The following is a 17,488-nucleotide window of genomic DNA, read 5'->3' as shown; positions in this document are numbered from 1 at the left end:
GTAAAGGCTGCGTATGAAACGATTTCTGATCCTGCAACTGCGCCCTGAAACCGATGCATCGGACGCTGAGTATGCCTCGATCCTGGACAAGACCGGGCTGACACCCGACCAGACGCATCGTTTCCGGCTGGACCGCGAAGACCTGCCCGAAGGTTTGAACGTGACGGATTATGCAGGCGTGATTGTCGGCGGAGGTCCCGGTTGTGTCAGCGACGACCCGGCGACAAAATCTGCGGTCGATGCGCGGGTTGAGGCGGCGATCATGGGGCTGATGCCGCAGATCACCGCGCAGGACCATCCCTTCATGGGGTGCTGTTACGGTTTGGGGATTCTGGCGGCCCATCTGGGCGGAGAAGTTAGTAAAGATCGCTTCGGCGAACCCGTCGGCCCATCTACTTGCCGCCTGACGGAAGACGGAATGCAGGACCCGCTGACCTCGGGGCTAGAGCCACGCTTTGACGCCTTTGTTGGCCACAAGGAAGCGGTTCAGGCCTTGCCCGAGGGTTGCGTGCACCTGTTGGCCTCGGACCCCTGCCCGTTTCAGATGATCCGTTGGGGCCAGAACGTATATGCCACTCAGTTCCATCCCGAAGCCGACGCGCGCGATTTTGAAGAACGGATCAACATCTACAAGCATCACGGCTATTTCCCGCCCGAAGATGCCCAGCGCCTGATCGACATCTGCCATGCGGCGGACGTCACCCAGCCGCGCAAAATCCTTCGGCGGTTTGCACAACGGTATGGATGACCCTACGGCGCTGTTGCCTGATCGCGCGCCCCTCGCATAGGCTGCCCGGAACGGCTTTGGGAGGAGTTGTTCTTGGATCTCATAATAAATGTCGGCCTGCCCTTGTCGCTGGCCATCATCATGCTGTCATTGGGCATCGGGCTGGAACTCGCCGATTTTCGCCGCGTCCTAAGCAGGGGCTACCCGTTCGCGATCGGCGCCATATCGCAGATAATCCTGCTGCCCGTTGCAGCCTTTGCGACCGTAAAGCTGTTTGCCTTGCCGCCGGAAATCGCGGTCGGCTTCATGCTTCTCAGCTTTTGCCCCGGCGGGGTCACAAGCAATATCCTGTCCAAACTGGCCAAGGGTGATGTCGCGCTTTCCGTCAGCCTGACGGCGGTCATCAGCCTGCTGTCCATGCTGACCGTTCCCATTCTGGCCGCTTGGTCCATTGCTCATTTCATGGGAGAGGACGCGCCCGAAGTCTCGATCACAGTGCTGGCCATCGCCCTATTCCTGATCACCACATTGCCTGTCGCCATCGGCGTCAGCATCCGACATTTCGCAACCGGGTTCGCCAATCGGGTCGACGCGCCGTTATCAAAGCTTGCCACGATCCTGTTTGTCCTGATCGTCATTGCCGCGCTTGCCGGTAACTGGCAGTTGTTCGTGGACAATCTCAGCGTTATGGGCGCAAGCTTGATCACGCTTAATATCGCCTTGCTGCTGATTGGCCTTGGTTTAGCGCGCGCAGCTAACCTGTCGTGGGATGAGAGTAAGACGGTCTCAATCGAAACCGGCATTCAGAACTCGACCTTGGGAATAACACTGGCCGCCTTGATTACAGGCACGGAAAGCGGGTTCAGTCCGCTTGCACTTCCGTCCGCCGTTTACGGGATCACGATGTACGCGGTCGCACTTCCCCTGATCCTTTGGTTCCGCCGCCGCTGAGAGGAGTTTTCATGTCCAACAATACTGCTGACGCCATTGTCGTCGGGGCTGGTCTGGCTGGTCTGGCCGCCGCAGCCGAACTAGGGGATCGCGGCAAGAAAGTGATCATACTGGATCAGGAACCGCAGCACTTTCTTGGCGGGCAAGCGTTCTGGAGCCTTGGCGGACTGTTCATGGTCGACACGCCCGAACAGCGCCGGATGGGAATTCGCGACAGTCACGAACTGGCCATGAAAGATTGGCTGGGCAGCGCCCAATTCGACCGGGACGACGACGCCTGGCCGCGTAAATGGGCGGAAGCCTATGTCGAGTTCGCCGCCGGGGAAATGCGCCCCTGGCTGCATGATATGGGTCTGCGGTGGTTCCCAATCGTCGGCTGGGCAGAACGCGGCGGGTCCTATGCGGACGGTCACGGAAACTCGGTTCCCCGGTTTCACATCACATGGGGTACCGGTCCGGGGGTTCTGGAACACTTCATCCGCCGTGTGCAAGAGCATGTCGCCACCGGACTGGTCGAAATCAAGTTCCGCCATCAGGTCAGCCACATCATCATGCAAAACGGCTGCGCCAAAGGAGTCTCTGGCGAGGTGTTGGCCGATGACCCCGCCCAGCATGGGGCCAAAACCAACCGCGACGAAGTCGGAGAATTCGAGATTTACGCACCATCTGTCATCGTTAGTTCCGGCGGGATCGGTGGTAATTTCGAGATGGTCCGCAAGAACTGGCCCCGCGACCGGCTTGGGGAACCCCCAAAGGATATGGTTGCGGGCGTGCCCTTTCACGTTGATGGCCGAATGATCGCGATCAGTGAAAAGGCTGGTGGGCACGTGATCAATGGCGACCGGATGTGGCATTATACCGAAGGGGTGCGAAACTGGAATCCGATCTGGCCCTCGCACGGAATTCGTATCTTGCCCGGCCCAAGTTCGATGTGGTTTGATGCGCGTGGAAACCGGATGAAACCACCCTGCCTGCCGGGGTTTGACACACTGGGCACACTGAAGGAAATCTTGAAAACCGGGTATGAATACAGCTGGTTCGTCCTGACCCAGAAGGTGATCAAAAAAGAATTCGCGCTTTCGGGGTCCGAGCAGAACCCTGACATGACCGATGGCGGTTGGCGCGAAGTTCTGTTGCAGCGCATTTTGACCGGCTCGAAGGCAACAGCCCCGGTTGAGGCGTTCAAGGAACACGGTGAGGATTTCATAGTCGCCAATACGTTGACCGAGCTGGTGAGCGGCATGAATCAGATGGGCAGTGGTCTGATCGACGAAGCCCACCTTCGCGCCCAGATCGAAGCGCGGGACTCACAGATCGACAATCCGTTCACCAAAGATGCGCAGATGGCGGCGATTCTGGCGGCGCGCAACTATCGCGGGGATCGTTTGATCCGAACCGCCAAACCGCACAAGTTTCTTGATCCGACCAATGGGCCACTGATCGCGGTTAAGCTGAACGTTCTGACCCGTAAAACTCTGGGCGGTCTGCAAACAAATCTCGACAGTCAGATGGTCGGAGCCGACGGTCAGGTCGTCCCCGGCCTGTTTGCCGCCGGAGAGGTCGCCGGGTTCGGTGGTGGCGGCTACCACGGGTACAACGCGCTCGAGGGCACGTTCCTTGGGGGCTGCATTTTCTCTGGCCGCAATGCCGGGCGGTCTCGGGCCGTCGCGTGACGGCCCCAGCTATCAACTCGCGCGTGCGAACTGGATAACGGCCTGTCCTGCGCTGTCTAGCAGCACAAGCGTGTCGCCTTTGAACGCATAAGCCGTCACGCCGGACAGGGCTTTGAAGAACTCGCGCTCGATCTCATCCAGCGGCGGCGGGCAAGCCATCAGGGTCGCGGCCATGTTGTCCGGAAAGTCAATCTGACTTCCGGTAATCTTGGCCTCGCCTGCGAACCGGTTGCAGCCGCCGCTGCCTGAAAACGCCCCACCTTCGGCAAAGGCAAGTTCTGGGCGCTTTTCTGTCTCAAGCGGTTTTCCGTTCAGCCCGGTCGCCATCCACTTTGTGTTTTCCAACGTGGCGACCCCCTGTGGTTGGGCTTGGACCAGAACCAGATTGACAGTGTTTCCATCCCCGTTCGTCAGAACCGGATACGCCGTGTCCGTCGTGAACAGCAGCTTGTCACCCTGAAAGATCGACCCGCGCACGACATACCGCATCCTGTCGCGGATCAGCGCATCGTCATAGCTAAGCTCGAATTGGGCGGGCACTCCGGTCAATGCATAGCGTTTGGAAGACAGCGTCACTGACGGCGCATCGGCGCGCGAAACATCCTGCAACTGCACCAACAGGGTTGCATCAGGCGGCACTGCGATACGTTCGCGATAGGTGGCCGTGCCTTCAATCGTTCCGGCACTCGCAGCGCCCCCCAGAACGGCGGTCAGCGCGACAGCAGCCAGGGCAGAAGATCCGGATTTGAGCATATGTTTGCTCCTTCCTGCAAAATCATTTCCAGAAACATTGTAATAGAGGTCGATTTTACAAGGACTTCGCCGGAAAACCAGCGATAATACGCCGATCTTACAACGGCCAGATCAGCGGGATCAGAAGCGACGCCAGCAAGCCCACGGTCAGGTTCAGTGGGATACCCACCTTCATGAAGTCGACGAACCTGTACCCGCCCGGACCATAAACCATCATGTTGGTTTGATACCCAATCGGAGTAGCGAATGACGCCGAGGCCGCAACCATTACCGCAACGACAAGTGGGCGCGGGTCAATACCAACGGCCTGCGCCAACCCAATGGCGATGGGCGTCACAACGACAGCGACCGCATTGTTGGACACCAGTTCGGTCAGCACTGAGGTCAGCAGGTACACGGCCCAAATGATCAGGAAAGGCGGCAGCGCGCTAAGTCCCGGCGCGACAGCTTCGACGATCAGCGAGACTGCGCCCGATTTGTCCAGCGCGGCACCAATGGCGAGCATGGAAAAGATCAGCGCCAACAGGCGGCCTTCGACAAAGGAAAAAGCCTCGTCCGCGTCGATACACCGTGTCAGCAGAACCACGGCAACGGCCAGAACCGACAACAGCAGAATTGGTGCAATGCCCAGTGCGGCCAGCACGACGATGCCTGCAAGTGCCCCGATCGCAATCGGCGCATGGCTGCGGCGGAACGCGCGGGCCGAGGGCTGCGTGACATCGACCATCTCCATATCTGCCGCAAGCCGCTGAATATCCTCGGGCGAACCTTCCAGCAGCAGAGTATCACCTACACGCACCACAAGTTCATCCAGTTGCCGCCCGATATTCTGGTTCCGGCGGTGTACCGCCAGCACATAAACGCCATAGCGCCGCCGCAAGCGCATCGCGCCCAGCGTTCGCCCAACCATGCGGCAACCCGGAGTGATCAGTACCTCGACCGTTTTGGTCTCAACCGCTGAAACCTGATCCACACGCTTCAGTTCCTTGTTGCGCTGCAGGCTTAACAACTCGGTCATCTGGGTACGCAAAACCACGCGATCACCAAGCTGTAGCTGAACGCCTTTAAGGTTCCGGCGCAGCGATTCGTCACCACGGATGACGTCGATCAGGCGCACGCCGGGGCGTTTAAAAAGCTGAACACCGGTGACTTCGCGGCCGATCAGGTTGCTTTCCGGGGGGATAACCGCCTCGGTAAAGAACTTCATCTTGGACCTGTCGCTTAACAGCGACGCCATGCTGTCGCGCTCAGGCAGTAAACGTGGCGCGATGAATCGGAGATACACCATACCATAGATCACCAGCGCGATCCCCAGCGGCGTAACCTCGAAAATCGTGAACGGAGTCATGCCCTGCGACCGGGCGACACCGTCCACCAAAAGGTTGGTCGACGTGCCGATAAGGGTCAGCGTTCCGCCCAGAATGGCCGCATAGCTGAGTGGGATCAGCAGTTTTGAGGCCGGGACGTTAAGCGTCCGCGCAATCTGCACAAATACCGGGATCATCACGACAACGACCGGTGTGTTCGACACAACCGCCGACGCCAGAACCACGAAGGCCATCAGTAATCCGATAGCGATACGCGGGTTCACCTGCGCCTGTTTCTGGGCAGTCGAGGTGAACGCATCCAACGCTCCGGTCCGTACCAGCGCGCCCATGATGATGAACATCGCGACGATGGTCCACGGCGCGGGGTTTGACAGGACAGCCAAGGCGCTTTGGTATGGAAGAATGCCTGTCACCAGCATCACGGCCACGCCGCCAATGGCGACGACCTCGGTCGGATAGACCTCTCGCAGGAACATGACGAACATGCCTGCGACGACCAACAGCGCCAGTATCGCGCTTCCTGTTTCTGTCAGTTGGAGGAATTGCATTCTTGGTATTCTGTCCGAACCCTGGCTTGGCATACGCGCCCGGCACGCAGTTTCCCGCATTGCGCGGGCCAGAGCAAGCCTTACTGCGGCCCCACCTGCTGTAACCGCCCGCCAACGCGTACCATTTGAACAGATTTTGCCTGCCCGTTCTGATCGTCGGTCTCGACGAACACCCCGCTGAGGGTTGCCTCACCATTGGCCGGAGTAAATCTGGCCTTAGGCATTCCGGTGATAAAACGGCGCATGGGTTCTACCTTGTCCATGCCGATCACCGAGTCATAATCCCCGCACATACCCGCATCGGTCAAATAGGCCGTGCCGCCCGGAAGGATCTGCGCGTCCGCCGTTGGCACATGCGTATGCGTGCCCACCACAAGGCTGGCGCGTTTGTCGCAATAATGACCCATCGCCATTTTTTCCGAGGTCGCCTCACAATGCATGTCGACGATGATCGCATGAGCTTGCCCACCGCGCGGATGGGATTTCAGGATTGGCTCAACAGCCGAAAACGGGTCATCAAAGGGCCGCTTCATGAACACCTGCCCCAGCACCTGCACCACAAGCACCTTGCGTCCCCCCGGCGCGGTATACAGACGATGCCCCCGCCCCGGTGCGCCTTTGGCAAAGTTCACGGGGCGCACAATGCGCGGTTCATTTTCGATGAACTGCAGCATGTCCTTTTGGTCGAATGCGTGATCGCCCAACGTCAGGCAATCCGCGCCCGCATCCAGCAACAGTTTTGCGTGATCCCCGCTCAGCCCCATCCCGTTCGAGGCGTTCTCACCATTGACCACAACAAAATCGAGCTGCCATTCGTCGCGCAAACGCGGCAAGTGCTGCTGAACGGCCGAGCGTCCCGCCCGGCCCATGACGTCACCTAAAAACAGAATCCTCATTTAAACCGTCCTAAGTGTGGCATCCATCAAGCACAAGTGGTTAAACTGACACCATAAACCGCAAATTCCCATTCCAAAGGAGCTCTTGATGAACCGATTCCTTTTGTTGGCTGCAATTCTGACGCCGCTTGCCGCCTGTGACCCAGTGCCTGAGCAATCAGCAGAACTGGCGAATCCCGCAGCGACATTCTGCGTTGAAAGCGGTGGAACATACGAAATCCGTGACGGTGCCGACGGGCAGACCGGAATCTGCAAACTGGCAGACGGTCAGGAAGTCGATGCCTGGGATTATTTCCGCGAGAACCACTCGGGATAATATTCCATTCACGACGGAAAGGTCAGTACACGACTTTCTGTAACGACCATGTCCAACGGTTGATCGGTTGGCTCAAGAGGCAGCCGATCGGCCTGTTGCGCATCGAACGCAAAACCAATGGCAAGTGTTGGCCGCTTTGCCCGCAGCCCTTCCAGCGTGCGGTCATAAAAGCCGCCGCCATACCCCAGTCGTCCCCCTTGGGCGTCAAACGCGACCAGTGGGACGATCAGGATTTCCGGCTCGAAATAGTCATCGACCTCGGGAACTTTGGCCCCGAATGGCCCGTCCTTCAACGCGCCCTCAGGTATCCAGCGAGAGAACTTCAAGGGCTGTCCTGCGGCCTGTATGACAGGCACACCAACCGGGCCATAAGCCGATGCCTCGGCCATTGCCGGAAGTGGGTCAATTTCGGTTCGGATCGGCATATAGCCAGACAGCGGCACACCCCGGTGCCCCGCCAGAACTTCGGACAGGCGCCCGGCCGCACCGGGTAAGCGCGCATCAAACGCGGCCTTTCGACGGGCGAACGCCTCTTTCCGTGCTGCGGCCTTAATTTCGGTCAAATCGGTCACAATAGCACCACGCTGGCAAGTCCAAGGAACAGGAAGAACCCCATGACATCCGTCGTGGTTGTCACAAAGGTGCCGGACGCAAGCGCCGGGTCAGCGCCCAGACGGTCCAGCACCACCGGTACTACCGTACCAACGAAACCAGCGATGATCATGTTCACGACCAAGGCGGCCCCGATCACGACACCCAATAGCGGCGAGTCGAACCACAGCATCCCGACCGTTCCCAGCACGATGGCGAAACACAGGCCGTTCAACATCCCCACCAGCAACTCACGACGGATCACCCGCAGCACGTTCGACGGCGTCAGGTCGCGCGTTGCCAGTGCGCGCACGGCAACCGTCAACGACTGTGTCCCGGCATTGCCGCCCATCGACGCCACAATCGGCATCAGGATCGCCAGCGCCACCAACTGATCAATCGCCGCCTCGAATTGCGAGATAACCAGCGAAGCACAGATCGCTGTGCACAGGTTCACGGCCAGCCACGGCAGACGCCGCTTACTGGTTGCCGCCACCGAGTCGGACAGCGAGCTTTCGTCGCTCACCCCCGCCAGACGCAGGATGTCTTCCTCATGCTCTTCGTCCAGAACGACCATTGCGTCGTCGATTGTGATGACCCCAACCAGCCGACCGTCAGCATCGACAACCGGGGCCGAGATCAGGTGGTACTGGTTGAAGGCATAGGCCACGTCTTCCTCATCCTGATCGACGGGAATTGTGTGAAATTCCTCTTCGGTGATGTCCTGCAACGGCACGTCGCGCCGCGCCGCCATAAGCTTACCCAACATGACCTGAGCCGAGGGCTTCAGGCGGGGATCAACCAGCACGACGTGATAGAACTGCTCGGGCAGACCATCATTGGCTCGCATGAAATCGATGGCTTGTCCCACTGTCCAATGCTCAGGCGCCATGACGACTTCGCGCTGCATAAGACGACCGGCTGAATTTTCGGGGTAGGACAGGGCCTGTTCCGCCGCGATCCGCTCGGAATCCTCCAGCGCGTCCAGAATGGCTTCTTGCTGCGGTTCTTCAAGGTCCTCGAGCAGGTCAACGACATCGTCGCTTTCCATGTCGCGGACGGCATCGGCCAGAACGTCCGGCTTGAGGATGCCGATGATCTCCTCACGAACGGCCTCATCGAGTTCCGACAAGATATCGCCGTCGAATTCCTTGTCATAAAGCCGGATCAGCCGGGCGCGATCATATGGGTTGATCTGCTCAAGAAGGTCCGCGATGTCAGCCGGGTGCAACGGCTCCATCAACTCGATCAACTTGTCGCGGTCATCCACATCCACCGCGTAAAGGATCGAAGCCACGGTTTTGCGATCCAGCGCATAGACGTCTTCGTCGCTGTGCGTATCTATTACGGGTTCATCAAAGCCTGTGGTCATATCTGCCCCCGTTCCGTTCGGTCATTGCCCCCTAATTAGAAGAAGCAGCTACCGGAAAACAATGACAATGCGCCGATTTACCGGCAAGTTTCCCGCCCTTATGCTGTTTCGCAGTCCCATACAGGCGGAGATGAATGAAAATGGCGCAAAAAACGCTGCTGAAAGGGTGTGTTCTGAGCTTTACAGGTTCCCCCTTCGAAGGAGAGCCAACCGAGGCCGTCAAGATCAGCGAGGCCGTTCTGATCGAAGACGGCCGGATTTCGGCGGTGGCGGATGCTGACAGCCTGCGTTCCGCACATCCCGAGGCCGCCGTGGTTGACCACGGCAATCATGTCATCATGGCTGGGTTCGTGGATGCGCATGTGCACTATCCCCAGACCGCGATGATCGCCAGTTGGGGCAAACGCCTGATCGACTGGCTGAACACCTATACTTTCCCCGAAGAGATGAAATTTGGCGATCCGGCCTATGCCTCGGAGATTGCGAACCGCTATCTCGATCTGACGGCGGCCCATGGCACGACGACGATGTGCAGCTTCTGCACCATCCACCCCGAAAGCGTCGACGCCTTTTTCACAGCCGCGCAGCAGCGCAATCAGCGCGTTGTTTCGGGCAAGACCTGCATGGATCGCAACGCGCCCGAGCGGCTGCGGGACACGGCGCAGACGGCCTATGATCAGTCCCAAGCGTTGCTGGAGAAATGGCATGGAGTCGACCGCCTGTCTTATGCGATTACGCCCCGCTTCTCTCCAACATCCACGCCCGAACAACTTGAGGCGATGGGTGCGCTGTGGGCCGAGCACCCGCATTGCCTGATGCAAACCCATCTTAGCGAGCAGACCGACGAAATCGCATGGGTTCGCGAGCTGTTCCCCGAGGCGCGGGATTATTTGGATACATATGAGAAATTCGGCCTGCTGGGATCGTACGGCGTCTACGGCCACGTCATCCATCTGGAGGCGCGCGAACGCGATCGCCTGCGCGAAGTGGATGCGGCCCTGATCCACTGCCCGACGTCCAACACGTTCATCGGCTCAGGCTTGTTCGACATGACCGGCCTGATGCAGGACGGCCACCGCGTCGGCTTGGCAACGGATACAGGCGGCGGGTCAAGCTTTTCGATGCTGCACACCATGGCTTCGGCCTACGAGATTGGCCAACTGCGCGGCGCGCCTTTGCACGCGGCGCAACTGCTGTGGCTGGGCACCGTCGGTTCCGCCCGCTCGCTGCGGCTGGATGACAGCATCGGCAACGTCGCACCGGGGATGGAGGCGGACTTGGTCGTACTTGACCTTGCCTCAACCCCCGCGATTGCCCAGCGTGAAGCCTGCGCCGAGGATCTATGGGAAGCCATTTTCCCAACCATCATGATGGGCGACGACCGTGCCATTGCCGAGGTTTGGATCGGCGGGCGGGCCGTATCGCGCTGAAGGGAATAGGCCTACGGCCCATGCCTCCGGCGGGGATATTTTGAGCCAGATGAAGAGCGGACCCTGACCTAGCCTGCCAAAGCGCGGGCGAGGCGGTTTTGGGTTTCGATAGTTCTGGGCAGGTCGAGCGTTGTGATCTGCCCGTCACGCACGATCTGGCGGCCTTCTACAAACAGGTGCTTGACCTTCATCGGCCCCGCCAGCAGCAAGGCTGCCGGGTCCCAACTGCCGGCGCTTTCGATGCCGCGCGTATCCCAGATGGCAATATCGGCGCGTTTGCCGGGCGCTAACCGTCCGCAATCGGGGCGGTTCAGCACATCTGCGCCGCCTCGGGTGGCGATTTCCAGCGCCTCGCGCGAAGACATAGCATCGGCCCCGTTTGCGACCCGCTGCAGCAGCATGGCCTGCCGTGCCTCAAGGACCAAACTTCCATTATCATTGCTGGCGGACCCATCCGCGCCGAGCCCGACGGGTACACCGCGATCTCGCATGGCGCGCACTGGTGCGATGCCGGACCCAAGGCGGCAATTCGAACAGGGGCAATGAGCCACCCCGGTTTGTGTACGTGCGAATAGGTCGATCTCAGCCCCGTCCAGCTTAACGCAGTGGGCGTGCCAGACATCTGATCCGGTCCAGCCCAGTTCTTCGGCATATTGCCCCGGTCGGCAGCCAAACTGCGCCTGCGAATAAGCGATATCCTCGTCGTTCTCAGCCAAATGTGTATGAAGCATTACACCCTTGTCGCGGGCCAGAACCGCGGAGTCCCGCATAAGGTCGCGGCTGACCGAGAAAGGTGAACAGGGTGCTAGCCCCACCCGGCACATGGCTCCGTCAGAAGGGTCGTGGAATGTATCAACCACGCGGATCATGTCCTCGAGAATGGCGGGTTCGGCCTCGACCAGAGAATCCGGCGGAAGGCCACCTTCGCTTTCACCTATGCTCATCGCGCCGCGTGTGGGATGAAACCGCATACCGACCTCAGCCGCCGCAGCAATGGTGTCGTCCAGCTTGGCGCCGTTCGGATACAGGTACAGGTGATCTGAGCTCAGGGTGCATCCCGACAGGGCAAGCTCTGCCAGTCCAATCTGTGCTGAGACAAACATCTCTTCCGGTCCGAACCGGGACCAGATTGGATAGAGCGTTTTCAACCAGCCGAACAACAGCGCATCCTGCCCCCCCTGAACAGCGCGCGTCAGGGTTTGATACAGGTGGTGATGCGTGTTCACCAGTCCGGGGGTCACAACGCAACCCGAAGCATCGTGGATATCGCCGCCCGTCTGCAACGCATGCCCGACCTGGGCAATCTGGCCGTCACGGATCAGGATATCCGCGCCCGAAAGCTCTTGGCGCGTGTCATCCATTGTCAGGATTGTGTCGGCATTTTTGATAAGGATTTCGGTCATTTCGCCCTCCTTGCACAAGCCCGTTTCATGCATGGAGTGCGAAGGCTGGCGGAAAACGGGCATAAGAACCAGCCGGGCAGAACCTACCCGACCGGCTCCGCCACGGCAACAGGTTTCAATAATTGCGCAGGATTTCCAAAGCTGCGGCATGGACATCCGCATTTGCCGCAGCCAGTGCGCGCCCACCATTATGGGCAGCGCCGCCTTGCCAGTCGGTGACAATACCGCCTGCGGCCTGGATCACCGCAATTGGGGCTTGGATGTCATAGGCGTTCAGACCCGACTCGATCACCAGGTCAACCTGACCAGCGGCCAGCAAGGCATAAGCGTAGCAATCCATGCCGTACCGGGTCAGGCGCACGTGTTGTGCGACGGCCTCGAACCCTGCACGATCCTGCAAAGATCCGACTTCGGGGAACGTCGTGAACAGAATCGCTTCATCTAAAGTGCGCGTCGACCGCGTGCTGAGCTGCATCGTCCCAGTCGGCCCGACCGCCTGAGCGATATCTGTGGAACCCAAAAACCTTTCACCGATATAGGGCTGGTCAATGACGCCCATTATCGGGCCGTCCTGACCGCTCAACGCGATCAGAACACCCCAGGTCGGCGTGCCACTGATGAACCCCCGCGTACCGTCGATCGGGTCAAGAACCCACGTGCGACCTGTGCTGCCTTGGACCTGTCCGAATTCCTCGCCGAAAATGCCGTCATCGGGCCGGTGACGGGCAAGAACTTCGCGCATGGCTTTTTCAGCCTCGCGGTCGGCAATGGTGACGGGATCGAACCCACCAGACAGTTTATTGGATGTTTCCAGGTTGGATTGCCTGAAATAAGGAAGAATGGCCTCGCGTGCTGCATCGGCCATTTCTTCAGCGACTTCCAAGTCATTCAGCGAAGTTTTTTGCATGCGCTACCCGTGCGGCCCGCACGCACCGAAGTCAACCCGGCAAATTACGCGACATCGCTTAGGACACGCGCCAGTTCGAACAAACGGCGGCGCTGATTTTCGGGGATCGCGTAATAGGACCGGACCAGATCCAGCGCTTCTTTGTCGCCCATCAGATCGGCAGGAACAGACTTCTTGCCGGCTGTGTCTTTCTCGGTCTCTTCCAGACCTTCAAAGAAAAAACTGACGGGAACATCCAATGCTTCGGCAATATCCCACAGACGAGAGGCGCTGATCCGATTGGCGCCGGTCTCGTATTTTTGGATCTGTTGAAACTTAATACCAACCTGCTGCGCCAGCTGCTGCTGGGTCATGCCTATCAGCCAGCGGCGATGCCGGACGCGTTTGCCCACATGGACATCGACGTGATGAGTCATTGGTATTCTCCTCTTCTACACACAACCACAGGGGGCGCGCGACCGCTTTCACTGCCGCATCACTAGTGAGCTGTGCTTAACCACTCCCTAATTTGGATCATGCCCCCAAATCAGCACCATAGCGCAATATTGCTTCTTTTGGTTATTTTTTCAAGAAGGTTGAATCTTCGTCCGGTAACAAAGGTTTATGGTTGTACGGATCCACCAAAGCCTGCACGTGCACTTATTACATATAATGTTCAATATTGAGATTTCCGCCCCAATTGTCTCGTGGGGTAAACGATTGACATTCGCAGGCCAAAACGAATCTATGCACATAAAATACGGAGCGTGATCATGCTGGCCTATAGAATTCAATCCAAAGGGGCTGAGGCCCAACTTTGCAACATGCCCCAGCCCGAACCCGGCCCCGGCGAAATACGCATCCGGGTCAAGGCCTGTGGTTTGAATTTTGCCGACCTTCTGATGCAGAAAGGCACGTATCAGGACACACCTGATGCGCCGTTCACTCAGGGCATGGAAATCGCAGGTGTCGTAGATTCACTGGGCGCAGACGTCACGCATCTACGCCCCGGAGATCGCGTGGCGGTGTATTCCGGCCAAGGCGGACTGGCTGAGTTCGGTGTTTTCGACGCCGCTCGCGCGATTTCTTTGCCCGACTCGATGAGCTTTGAAGACGCAGCAGCGATCCAGATTGCCTACGGCACAAGCCATATCGCGCTGGACCATCGCGCGCGCCTTCAGCCCGGTGAAACGCTGTTGGTCACCGGTGCGGCTGGGGGCGTGGGTCTGACTGCTGTCGAGATCGGTAAACTGATGGGGGCGACGGTCATCGCGCAGGCGCGTGGCGCCGACAAGCTTGAAGTGGCCCGGGCCGCTGGCGCTGACCATCTGATCGACGCATCGGAAGACCTGCGCGAGAGGGTTCTGGAATTGGGCGGGGCAGACGTTGTTTACGACGCGATTGGCGGAGAGGTTTTCAAAGCGGCGTTTCGCGCGACAAACCCCGAGGGCCGCCTGCTTCCGATCGGTTTCGCCGGTGGGGATGTTCCCCAAATCCCCGCAAACCACCTGCTGGTCAAAAACCTGACCGTAATCGGCTTCTACATTGGCGGATACCTGAAATTCCGCCCCCAGATCGTTCAGGACAGCTTTGACACCTTGTTTCGGTGGCATACCGAAGGCCGGATCAAGCCCCACATCAGCCACACCCTGCCTTTGGCCGAGGTCGAAAAAGGGTTGCAGCTTTTGCGGGACCGTACAGCGACAGGCAAAGTCGTGATAACCCCCTAGCCCACTACGGCCTTCAACTGCGTCCCACCAACCAGACGGAAATTCTGCCGAACCAAAGAGGCCAATGCCTCAACAACCGCGCCGCGACCGGCTTCACCGCCATAGAGGTTGATCATGTGCGCCGGCAGTTCCGGCAAAACGCCCCCGTCGTCAATTTGCGCAAGATGCGCCGCTTCGGTTCCGTCCAGCATCGCATGAACGGCCAGATCCGCGCTGACCGTCGCTTCGATCGTGCGGTCGTTTTCGGTTTCGACCGACAGCTCCCACGGGATTTCTGCTTCGTCCAAGGCCGCGATCACTTGCGGGCGGAACAAACACCGACGACCAAGCGCCAAGGGTAAAGGGCGTTTGCGCCAGGCAGAGCCGCCGGGGGCCCCTATCCAACGCAGCGGAAGCTCGGCAATTGTTTCGGCCCCATCGCCGACAGACGCTTCTGTTGTCAGGATCAGGTCGCACTCTCCCTTTTTGTACATATCCTTCAGTTGCAGCGAATAGGACGACACCAACTGAACACGCACGCGCGGGAAATCGGCATTGAAGCGTTGCAGTACCCGAGGGATGGCCGGGTAGACAATGTCATGGGGCACACCCAAAACAACTTCTCCTTCAAATGCCTGATCCGTGAGCTTCGAAATCACCTCATCATTCAGGGCGATCATGCGACGGGCATAGGCCAGCAACTGTTCGCCAGACGCGGTCAACGCAATCGTTCTGCCGCTGCGGTCCAGCAATTCAAGCCCCAGCAGTTCCTCCAGACGTTTCAATTGCATGGAAACGGCGGATTGCGTCAGGTGCAAAAACCCCGCCGCCCGCGTCACACCGCCCTGATCGGCAACCGCCACGAAAGAGCGCAACGTGGTGATGTCCAGATTTCGCATGTTCACGATTCCTTATGCATCAGTTCATAAATATTCATTTTTAAAATGTGCCATATCGAGCCATATAAATCAAGGAAGTTGATAAGACCGGCGCAAACCATCGAAATTCACGGAAAGGACATAAGCTATGACCCAGTTAACACTCGCTTCGAATTGCAATCCACGCAGCCGTTTTTCAGTAACTTCTCTTTGGGACGCGCTGTCGCTCATGCGTCAACGCCGCGCCCTTGGCCAACTGGACGACCGGGCGTTAGAGGATATTGGAATCACAAGAGAACAAGCCCAATCAGAGGCAACCCGTCATATTTGGGACGCACCGGAGTTCTGGCAAAAGTGACCATAGGATGCATCTTTTTTCGCTGAATGGCGGCCCGTGTCAGCAGGCCGCCATTTTTGTAGCGTGTTTTAGCCAGTTTCCGGTGTTAAACCCTTGAAACGTAGCTCGCACTTGCCGATATTTGCGGGGAACGCGCACTGATTTCAGGGCGCAACAAGAATAAGTAAAGGGAGACCCTTTAATGGCACAATTTGACACGATCCGGACAGCGGCCGGTGCCCGCGCTGCCGAGATTGATGAGGGCCTGCGCGCCCATATGAACAAAGTCTACGGCACAATGTCCGTTGGCATGCTGATCACCTTTGCTGCGGCTTGGGCGATTGCTGGTCTTGCAACGACAACCGATCCGTCGGCCGCCGCGGCTCAGCTAAGCGCCAACAAATACCTGACCTCGTTCGGCGCAACGCTTTTCGCGTCGCCCCTGAAGTGGGTCATCATGTTTGCACCGCTGGCCTTTGTTTTTGGCTTCAGCGCCGGAATCAATCGCCTGTCCGCATCGGGCGCTCAGTCGGTCTTTTACTTGTTCGCCGCCGTCATGGGTGTGTCTATCAGCTGGATTTTCTTGGTCTTTACCGGTCAGTCGATCATTCAGGTCTTTCTGATCACGTCGATCGCCTTTGCCGGTCTGTCGCTGTACGGATACACCACCAAGAAAGACCTGTCCGCAATGGGCACGTTCCTGATCATGGGCGTTATCGGCCTGATCGTCGCGTCCATCGTGAACATCTTCATCGCCTCTTCCGCGGTGGCCTTCGCAATTTCGGTGATTGGCGTTCTGATCTTTGCTGGTCTGACGGCCTATGACACGCAGAACATCAAAACCACCTACCTGCAGATGGCGCACTCGGGCGATCAGGAATGGTTGGGCAAAGCCGCGATCATGGGCGCGCTGAGCCTGTATCTGGACTTTATCAACATGTTCATGTTCCTGCTGCAACTCTTCGGCAACCGGGAATAACAGACGAACAAGCTTCGGCTTTTTGGGGCGGGCCGTTGGGTCCGCCCTTTTCTTTTGGCCAGTGATGCAAGATTTTCCTGTGGCGCACTGCCCCCATTACGTCAAGCAGGGTAAGAAAAAGCCCCCACCGATTGGTGGAGGCTCTGTCAGCTATATGTGATTTGCTCTTAGCTACAGTTCAAAGGAACCGCAAAGCCCGAGCTGCGCTGCGACGAACCTTTGCGGAACACGTCACCTGCTGCAAGGCATCCGGTAAACTGTTCGGCATTCTGGCCGAACGCTGCGCCAATTTGATTGTCGACCCGGGTACTGTTGTTTTCCGTGCGCAGGACGCCATAGAGCGTGCCGTTTACGCTTACAGTGCTCAGGAACATGTTCGTGGACAATCCGGTCAGAACAACCGAGTTGGTGTCGCTGCGTCCGCCATTATCAATGGCAACCCGCGCGAGTTTCTGCGGATCGGTCTCACCGGAAGTCACCCGGATCGGCGGCAACACGGCCAATTCTGCGGGTACGTTGGTTGCCCGAGGCAGGAAAGCCACGGCTCCGGGGACATCAGACAAGGTTCGTGGTTCACCATCGATACCCGTGAACCCGACCCCCTGACGGTTGTAAGGGTCTTCACAAGCCGCAAGGGCCAACACAGTGATTGTGGATAACAAGATTTTTTTCATGACGGCCAACATTTTGGAACGAGTTGTTGAAGCGTAG

18 protein-coding genes are annotated in these 17,488 nt (G+C 58.4%); 8 read left to right on the top strand and 10 right to left on the bottom strand.

The window, feature by feature from the left end; all coding sequences use genetic code 11:
* Positions 1–13 precede the first annotated feature (13 nt).
* The 3 genes from GOX75_RS01035 to GOX75_RS01025 all read left to right on the top strand — a co-directional run bounded on the left by GOX75_RS01035 (position 14) and on the right by GOX75_RS01025 (position 3,351).
* The gene (locus tag GOX75_RS01035; RefSeq protein ID WP_171120481.1) at positions 14–748 is read left to right on the top strand and encodes a glutamine amidotransferase; all 735 of its coding nucleotides are present in this window, start codon (positions 14–16) and stop codon (positions 746–748) included.
* Positions 749–820: 72 nt separating this feature from the next.
* The gene (locus tag GOX75_RS01030) at positions 821–1,678 is read left to right on the top strand and encodes a bile acid:sodium symporter family protein (RefSeq protein WP_171120478.1); all 858 of its coding nucleotides are present in this window, start codon (positions 821–823) and stop codon (positions 1,676–1,678) included.
* An 11-nt stretch (positions 1,679–1,689) separates the two neighbouring features.
* A complete protein-coding gene (locus tag GOX75_RS01025) occupies positions 1,690–3,351 on the top strand; it encodes an FAD-binding dehydrogenase (protein WP_171120475.1) in 1,662 nt (553 codons plus the stop codon).
* 12 nt (positions 3,352–3,363) lie between these two features.
* Here the strand turns inward: GOX75_RS01025 and GOX75_RS01020 are convergent, their stop codons facing one another.
* From GOX75_RS01020 to GOX75_RS01010, 3 genes are all read right to left on the bottom strand, one after another.
* Positions 3,364–4,104, bottom strand: a complete 741-nt coding sequence (locus GOX75_RS01020; RefSeq protein WP_171120473.1) for a YbaY family lipoprotein — start codon at positions 4,102–4,104, stop codon at positions 3,364–3,366.
* A gap of 97 nt (positions 4,105–4,201) precedes the next feature.
* Positions 4,202–5,980, bottom strand: a complete 1,779-nt coding sequence (locus GOX75_RS01015; protein ID WP_171120471.1) for an SLC13 family permease — start codon at positions 5,978–5,980, stop codon at positions 4,202–4,204.
* 80 nt (positions 5,981–6,060) lie between these two features.
* Positions 6,061–6,876, bottom strand: a complete 816-nt coding sequence (locus tag GOX75_RS01010) for a TIGR00282 family metallophosphoesterase (protein WP_171120469.1) — start codon at positions 6,874–6,876, stop codon at positions 6,061–6,063.
* Between the two features lie 88 nt (positions 6,877–6,964).
* Between GOX75_RS01010 and GOX75_RS01005 the strand changes: the two genes are divergently transcribed.
* Positions 6,965–7,192, top strand: a complete 228-nt coding sequence (locus GOX75_RS01005) for a DUF333 domain-containing protein (protein ID WP_171120467.1) — start codon at positions 6,965–6,967, stop codon at positions 7,190–7,192.
* Between the two features lie 8 nt (positions 7,193–7,200).
* Here the strand turns inward: GOX75_RS01005 and GOX75_RS01000 are convergent, their stop codons facing one another.
* Both GOX75_RS01000 and mgtE read right to left on the bottom strand, forming a co-directional pair.
* Positions 7,201–7,764 carry a 5-formyltetrahydrofolate cyclo-ligase gene (locus GOX75_RS01000; RefSeq protein ID WP_171120465.1) on the bottom strand — a complete coding sequence of 188 codons (564 nt, stop codon included), beginning with the start codon at positions 7,762–7,764 and terminating at the stop codon, positions 7,201–7,203.
* Positions 7,761–9,155, bottom strand: coding sequence for a magnesium transporter (gene mgtE / locus GOX75_RS00995; protein WP_171120463.1), 1,395 nt, complete (start codon positions 9,153–9,155; stop codon positions 7,761–7,763). Before mgtE ends, GOX75_RS01000 begins: the two co-directional genes overlap by 4 nt.
* A 140-nt stretch (positions 9,156–9,295) precedes the next feature.
* Between mgtE and guaD the strand changes: the two genes are divergently transcribed.
* The gene (gene guaD, locus GOX75_RS00990; RefSeq protein WP_171121674.1) at positions 9,296–10,585 is read left to right on the top strand and encodes a guanine deaminase; all 1,290 of its coding nucleotides are present in this window, start codon (positions 9,296–9,298) and stop codon (positions 10,583–10,585) included.
* Between the two features lie 68 nt (positions 10,586–10,653).
* Here the strand turns inward: guaD and GOX75_RS00985 are convergent, their stop codons facing one another.
* From GOX75_RS00985 to GOX75_RS00975, 3 genes are all read right to left on the bottom strand, one after another.
* Positions 10,654–11,988, bottom strand: a complete 1,335-nt coding sequence (locus GOX75_RS00985) for an 8-oxoguanine deaminase (RefSeq protein ID WP_171120461.1) — start codon at positions 11,986–11,988, stop codon at positions 10,654–10,656.
* 115 nt (positions 11,989–12,103) lie between these two features.
* Positions 12,104–12,895: a histidinol-phosphatase gene (gene hisN, locus GOX75_RS00980; RefSeq protein WP_171120459.1), complete on the bottom strand. Its 792-nt coding sequence runs from the start codon at positions 12,893–12,895 to the stop codon at positions 12,104–12,106.
* Positions 12,896–12,939: 44 nt separating this feature from the next.
* Positions 12,940–13,311 (bottom strand): helix-turn-helix domain-containing protein, encoded by a 372-nt coding sequence (locus GOX75_RS00975; RefSeq protein WP_171120458.1) that lies wholly within the window; start codon positions 13,309–13,311, stop codon positions 12,940–12,942.
* A 336-nt stretch (positions 13,312–13,647) separates the two neighbouring features.
* On the opposite strand from GOX75_RS00975, the gene GOX75_RS00970 reads away from it, so the two are divergent.
* The gene (locus GOX75_RS00970; RefSeq protein ID WP_171120456.1) at positions 13,648–14,604 is read left to right on the top strand and encodes an NADPH:quinone oxidoreductase family protein; all 957 of its coding nucleotides are present in this window, start codon (positions 13,648–13,650) and stop codon (positions 14,602–14,604) included.
* Here the strand turns inward: GOX75_RS00970 and GOX75_RS00965 are convergent.
* On the bottom strand, positions 14,601–15,482 hold the full coding sequence (locus GOX75_RS00965) for a LysR family transcriptional regulator (protein WP_171120455.1): 882 nt from the start codon (positions 15,480–15,482) through the stop codon (positions 14,601–14,603). The genes GOX75_RS00970 and GOX75_RS00965 overlap by 4 nt on opposite strands.
* Positions 15,483–15,609: 127 nt before the next feature.
* Here GOX75_RS00965 and GOX75_RS00960 point away from each other — a divergent pair, with 127 nt between their 5' ends.
* Positions 15,610–15,819 (top strand): DUF1127 domain-containing protein, encoded by a 210-nt coding sequence (locus GOX75_RS00960; protein WP_171120453.1) that lies wholly within the window; start codon positions 15,610–15,612, stop codon positions 15,817–15,819.
* A 181-nt stretch (positions 15,820–16,000) separates the two neighbouring features.
* Positions 16,001–16,777 (top strand): Bax inhibitor-1/YccA family protein, encoded by a 777-nt coding sequence (locus tag GOX75_RS00955; RefSeq protein ID WP_171120451.1) that lies wholly within the window; start codon positions 16,001–16,003, stop codon positions 16,775–16,777.
* A 167-nt stretch (positions 16,778–16,944) separates the two neighbouring features.
* On the opposite strand, the gene GOX75_RS00950 is transcribed toward GOX75_RS00955, so the two are convergent.
* Entirely contained in the window at positions 16,945–17,451 is a 507-nt protein-coding gene (locus tag GOX75_RS00950) for a hypothetical protein (protein ID WP_171120450.1), read from the bottom strand.
* Positions 17,452–17,488: the final 37 nt, after the last annotated feature.

Source organism: Ruegeria sp. HKCCD7251 (assembly GCF_013031165.1).
Taxonomy (GTDB): domain Bacteria; phylum Pseudomonadota; class Alphaproteobacteria; order Rhodobacterales; family Rhodobacteraceae; genus Ruegeria.
Note: the sequence above shows the minus strand (reverse complement) of the source record. Positions and strands in the feature narration are given on the sequence as shown.